Annotated in this window: 4 protein-coding genes; 3 read left to right on the top strand and 1 reads right to left on the bottom strand. The window is 60.9% G+C overall.

Features of this window, described 5'->3' with window-relative positions; genetic code table 11:
• On the top strand, positions 1-2,816 hold a 2,816-nt coding region (gene ileS / locus WBP53_RS11935), incomplete at its 5' end, for an isoleucine--tRNA ligase (RefSeq protein ID WP_423929201.1).
• Positions 2,817-2,911: 95 nt separating this feature from the next.
• Here the strand turns inward: ileS and WBP53_RS11930 are convergent.
• A complete protein-coding gene (locus tag WBP53_RS11930) occupies positions 2,912-3,853 on the bottom strand; it encodes a peptidylprolyl isomerase (protein WP_423929199.1) in 942 nt (313 codons plus the stop codon).
• A gap of 197 nt (positions 3,854-4,050) precedes the next feature.
• Here WBP53_RS11930 and WBP53_RS11925 point away from each other — a divergent pair, with 197 nt between their 5' ends.
• Both WBP53_RS11925 and WBP53_RS11920 read left to right on the top strand, forming a co-directional pair.
• Complete coding sequence (locus tag WBP53_RS11925) at positions 4,051-4,431, top strand: PadR family transcriptional regulator (RefSeq protein ID WP_423929197.1); 381 nt, start codon at positions 4,051-4,053, stop codon at positions 4,429-4,431.
• Positions 4,428-5,261, top strand: an 834-nt coding sequence (locus WBP53_RS11920; protein ID WP_423929195.1) for a sensor domain-containing protein, incomplete at its 3' end; no start/stop codon positions are given. The genes WBP53_RS11925 and WBP53_RS11920, both read left to right, overlap by 4 nt.

The raw sequence follows: 5,261 nt of genomic DNA, 5'->3' as shown, positions 1-5,261 counted from the left end.
CGCGCGAACCGGGCATCTTGGCTGACTGGTACGAGAAAAACCGCTACCAGGAAATCCAGAAGCAAGCGGCGACCCGCGAGAAGGCGTTCATCCTGCACGACGGCCCGCCGTATGCGAATGGCGTGATCCACATCGGACACGCGGTCAACAAGGTGCTCAAGGACATCGTCGTCAAGTCGAAGTTGATGGCCGGTTTCCGCTCGCCGTATGTGCCGGGTTGGGATTGCCATGGCCTGCCTATCGAAATCGCCGTCGAAAAGGAATTCGGCAAGGTCGGGCAGAAACTCGACGCGGCCCAGTTCCGGCAGAAATGTCGTGAATACGCGGCCAAGCAGATCGACCTGCAGCGAGCAGACTTCAAGCGCCTCGGCGTGCTCGGTGACTGGGACCATCCATACCGCACCATGGATTCGAAGTTCGAAGCCGACATGTTGCGCGCGCTGGCGAAGATCTACGCCAATGGCCACATCACGCGCGGATTCAAGCCGGTGCACTGGTGCTTCGATTGCGGCTCGGCATTGGCCGAGGCCGAGATCGAATACGCCGACAAGGTTTCGCCCGCGGTCGATGTCGCCTACGACGCGATTGATCCGAAGGCGCTGGCGGCGAAGTTCGGTGTCGAGATCGATGGGCAGACCATCGTTGCCGTGCCGATCTGGACAACCACGCCGTGGACGCTGCCGGCCAGTCTTGCGATCTCGCTGGGCCCGGATCTCGACTACGTACTGGCCGAAGGTCCTGCACGCGACGGCCGTCGAGTCTTGCTGGTGGTTGCCGAAGCACTCGCCGAGAAGGCGCTCGCTCGCTATGGGGTCGAGACTGTCTCGATACTCGGTCGATGCACGGGGGCCGAACTGGAGACCCGGGCGCCCGGCGCTGAACCATCTGCCGGCACTGCGCTGCGCCACCCGTTCTACGAACGCGAAATCCCGCTGCTGCTTGGCGACCACGTCACCGCCGAAGACGGTACAGGCGCCGTGCATACAGCACCGGGTCATGGCGTCGAGGATTTCACGGTATCAAGAGCCTACGGCCTGATCGAGAAGTATTCGGCGGCCGAACTCAATCCACTCGGCGGCAATGGTGTCTACCTGCCCGGTACGCCCATCTTCGAAGGCCAGTTCATCTGGAAAGCCAACGACGCAATCACCGAACTGGTTCGCGGAAGCGGACATCTGCTCGCATTCGCCAAGTTTGAGCACAGCTATCCGCATTGCTGGCGCCACAAGACACCCGTGGCGTTCCGGGCCACGCCGCAGTGGTTCATGAGCATGGAGAAGGAAGGCTTGCGTGCGACTGCGCTCAAGTCGATCAAGGATGTTCGCTGGATCCCGTCCTGGGGCGAGGAACGCATCACCGGCATGATCGCCGGGCGTCCGGACTGGTGCATCTCGCGCCAGCGCACCTGGGGTGTGCCGATCGCGCTGTTCGTCGACAAGACGACCCAGCTTCCGCATCCACGCAGCAATGAATTGTTCGAGCAAGTTGCCCGGCGCGTCGAGAAAGACGGTATCGATGTCTGGTTCACGCTTGATGCGCGGGACTTGCTTGGCGATGACGCGGAGCGTTATGAAAAAGTCACCGATGTCCTCGATGTCTGGTTTGATTCCGGCGTCACCCACTACACCGTGCTCGACCAGCGCGACGAACTCGCGCGCAAGGCCGGCGACAAGGTCATGTACCTGGAAGGGTCCGACCAGCATCGCGGCTGGTTCCACTCCTCGTTGCTGACCTCGTCGGCGATGCACGGGCATGCGCCCTACGACGAAGTGCTGACGCACGGATTCGCCGTCGACCAGAACGGTCGCAAGATGTCCAAGTCACTCGGCAACGTGGTCGCGCCGCAGAAAGTTGTCGATTCGCTTGGCGCGGACGTGTTGCGCCTGTGGGTGGCATCGACCGACTATCGCAACGAGATGACCGTGTCGGACGAAATCCTCAAGCGTGTTGCCGACGCCTACCGCCGTATCCGCAACACGGCGCGCTTCCTGCTTGGCAACCTCGATGGTTTTGATCCGGAAAAGAATCTCGTGCCAATGGATCAATGCCTGCTGCTTGACCAGTGGGCCGTGCAGCAGGCGCACGACGTGCAGACTGCGGTGATCGCTGCCTACGACCGCTACGATTTCCCGGAAATCATCCAGCGCGTGCAGAACTTCTGCACCAACGAGATGGGATCGCTGTACCTGGATATCACCAAGGATCGCCTCTACACGATGCAGACCGACAGCCACGGTCGACGCAGTGCGCAGACTGCGATGTTCCATATCGTCGAAGCTTTGGTGCGCTGGCTGGTACCGATCACGAGCTTCACGGCTGAAGAGATCTGGCCGCTGATACCGGGCAAGCGCGGCGAATCCGTGCTGTTCGAAACCTGGTACGCGGGTCTGCAAGCAACCCAGGCCTCGCCCGAGCAGCGCAAGTCATGGAGCGAACTGCTGGCCATTCGCAATTCGGCCTCCAAGGTGCTTGAAGGCATGCGTGCTGCGGGCACCATCGGTGCGTCGCTGCAATCAGACGTCAGCGTCCACGTCGACGAAGCCACGCGTGCGCGGCATGCGGACGTTGCCGACGAACTGCGCTTTTTCTTTATCACCTCCGGACTGCAGCTTGCCGATATCGCTGACAAGCCCACCGATGCCGTACGCGTCGAAGGCCTGGATGCCTGGGTCGTTGCCAAACCGAGTTCGGCTGCCAAGTGCGTGCGTTGCTGGCACTACCGGGCAGACGTGGGCAGCCATGCCGATGACCCGGAGTTGTGCGCGCGCTGCGTCGTCAACGTCGAAGGGCAGGGCGAAACACGCCGCTGGTTCTGACCTGGTTCTGACCTGATTCTGGCGACACTTGCTTTGGCACGAGGTCTGCTCTTGGCTCCCTTTCCCCTCGGGAGAGGGAGCAAAAGCTCGCCAAATCAATCCTTGTCGTTGCCAACCGTGCGCACCGGAATCGGCACATTGCACACTTCGATCTTGCCGGCCGGTTTCAGGTACCAGTCGTCGCTGCGATTGCGACGTGATTCGACCAGCGCGGTGAATGTGGGGGTGTCGGTGCGCATGATTTCCAGCTTGCTGCGATCGCTCGCATCGACGTCGGCGGCAAGGCGAACCGACTTGATCGGCAGCATCTGCGAAGCCTCTTCGTAGAATCCGCCACCACCCGTGCCGCGCGGCAATGCAGCCAGCAATTCCATGCCCTGAACGACGCGTCCGACCGTTGCAATGTTGAGATCGAGCTGTCGCGGTGACTGGCCGATCACGACGTACAGCTCGGCGCCGCTGCCCGATTTCGCATCATTGCCACGTCCGGCGCCGACCATGCCGTAACAGTGTGTGAGCCAGGCCTTGCCGGTCGCCGAGTCGCGCGCAGCAGGGAACCCGTTCGAGAACCCGACCTCGGCCGCGTAGACATCGCCGTCAGGCAGGCGCGTGAATGGCAGGTCTTTTGCGGATCGACTGAACTCTTCGGGCAGGATCGTTTTCGCCTCGCCCATTGAACGCGCCTTCGTTTCGTCCTCCGCATTCGGGTCTCCCCATTGGGTGACGAAATTGTCCTGCACGCGAAGTACGGTCAGTCCATCGAAATACTTCTGCTTGACCAGCGTACGGATATTTTCTGCGTGCAGTGGCGCGAAGGCTGTCGCCAGTTCGATCACGACACGACCACCGGGCAATTCCATGTACAGGGTATTGTCCGGATCCGGCGTGCGCCAGTCGGAGGGTTTTGACGCGTCAATGACCTCCTGCATGGTCGGTTTATTCGCCGCGGCTTCGTCTGCGCCGGCATCAGTCGCGTCGAATCCGAGGGCTACGCAGGCAATCAGGGTGAATGCGGGCAGGATTTTGAATGGGCGCATCGGGGACCTCGGGCAGGAATTGGGACGATGAACAGCCAGATTGGGCCAATGGCATGGGCGGAGTCCAGCCACGCGAGGGCGATCAGATCCCTGCGGGCTGCGAAGTAGCTGACCATTCATGACTTCCGGCCCATCCACTAGTATGAAGTCCACACTATGATCACTTCAACGCTATGACGTGATGAACGGCAGTTGCCATGACAGAACTGGAAAGCCATCTCAAGAAGTTCCAGAAAGAGCTCTCCGCCGGCTCGGTTTCGCTGGTCCTGCTGGCTGTACTCGCGGGATCGGACGAGCCCATGTACGGCTATCTCATCGCCAAACGCCTGGCTGAGGGCGGTGAAGGCGCCCTGGCCGGCAAGCAGAGTGCCTTGTATCCGGTGCTGCGCAATCTCAGTGCAGCCGGCCTGCTCGACAGCGAAGTCGAGCCCTCGGTCGCAGGACCGCCACGACGCTACTACCGCATCAACGCGCTGGGGCGCGAAGTGCTCGAGGCATGGATTGCCTCGTGGAAGACATCCAGGGATTTCATCGACAGCGTGCTTGAAGGTTTGACATCGCAAGGGGCGAAACCATGAACCAGCCAATTCCACGCAGCATCCGCGAATACCTCGACCTGCTACGCGCCGCGCTGCATGGTGCCGATGCGGCCATGATCCAGGATGCTCTCTACGACGCCGAGGAGCACCTGCGGGCTGAACTGGCCGAGCATCCTGAACTGGACGAAGAAGCCGTGCTGGCAAAAGTCGCCACCAGCTATGGCGCGCCTGACGAAGTCGCAGAGATCTACCGGGTCAAGGAAGGCGAAGTCGAACAGGCCCTGCGTCCGCGTCGTCGCATCGTGCCGACTGAAGAAAAGTCCCTTCTGGCCAGATTCTTTGGCGTTGCCGTCGATCCGCGAGCCTACGCCGCCCTGTTCTACATGGTGCTGGCGATGGCCACCGGCATCTTCTACTTCACCTGGGTGGTGACTGGCCTGAGCCTGTCTGCAGGTTTCGCGATCCTGATCATCGGCATTCCATTCACGATCCTGTTCTTTGCCACCGTCAGAGCACTGGCATTCGTCGAAGGCAAGATTGTCGAAGCCATGCTTGGCGTGCGCATGCCCAGACGGCCTCAGGCAGTGACCACCGAAGGATCGATCTGGCAGCGCATCGGCGCCATGTTCACCGATCCGAGAACCTGGAGCACGCTGTTCTACATGCTGGTGATGTTGCCGCTAGGCATCGTCTACTTCTGCATCGTCACCGTAGGCACGTCGATCGGAGTCGGAATGATTGTCGGACCATTCGTGCACCTGTTCAGCGATGAGGGGAACGGCATCGTCATGGTCATGGACAACGACGTTCTCTGGTCAGCACCCGTGTGGTCAATGCCCATAATGTTCGTCTGTGGCGTGCTGCTTCTG

The sequence above is a fragment of the Dokdonella sp. genome (genome assembly GCF_049593775.1).
GTDB lineage: Bacteria > Pseudomonadota > Gammaproteobacteria > Xanthomonadales > Rhodanobacteraceae > Dokdonella.
The sequence above is the reverse complement of the archived record's forward strand: the minus strand, read 5'-3'. Positions and strand labels throughout refer to the sequence as shown.

Coding starts and splice junctions, on each gene's coding strand:
- WBP53_RS11930 (WP_423929199.1), bottom strand. CDS start 3,853: ATGCGCCCATTCAAAATCCTGCCCGCATTCACCCTGATTGCCTGCGTA.
- WBP53_RS11925 (WP_423929197.1), top strand. CDS start 4,051: ATGACAGAACTGGAAAGCCATCTCAAGAAGTTCCAGAAAGAGCTCTCC.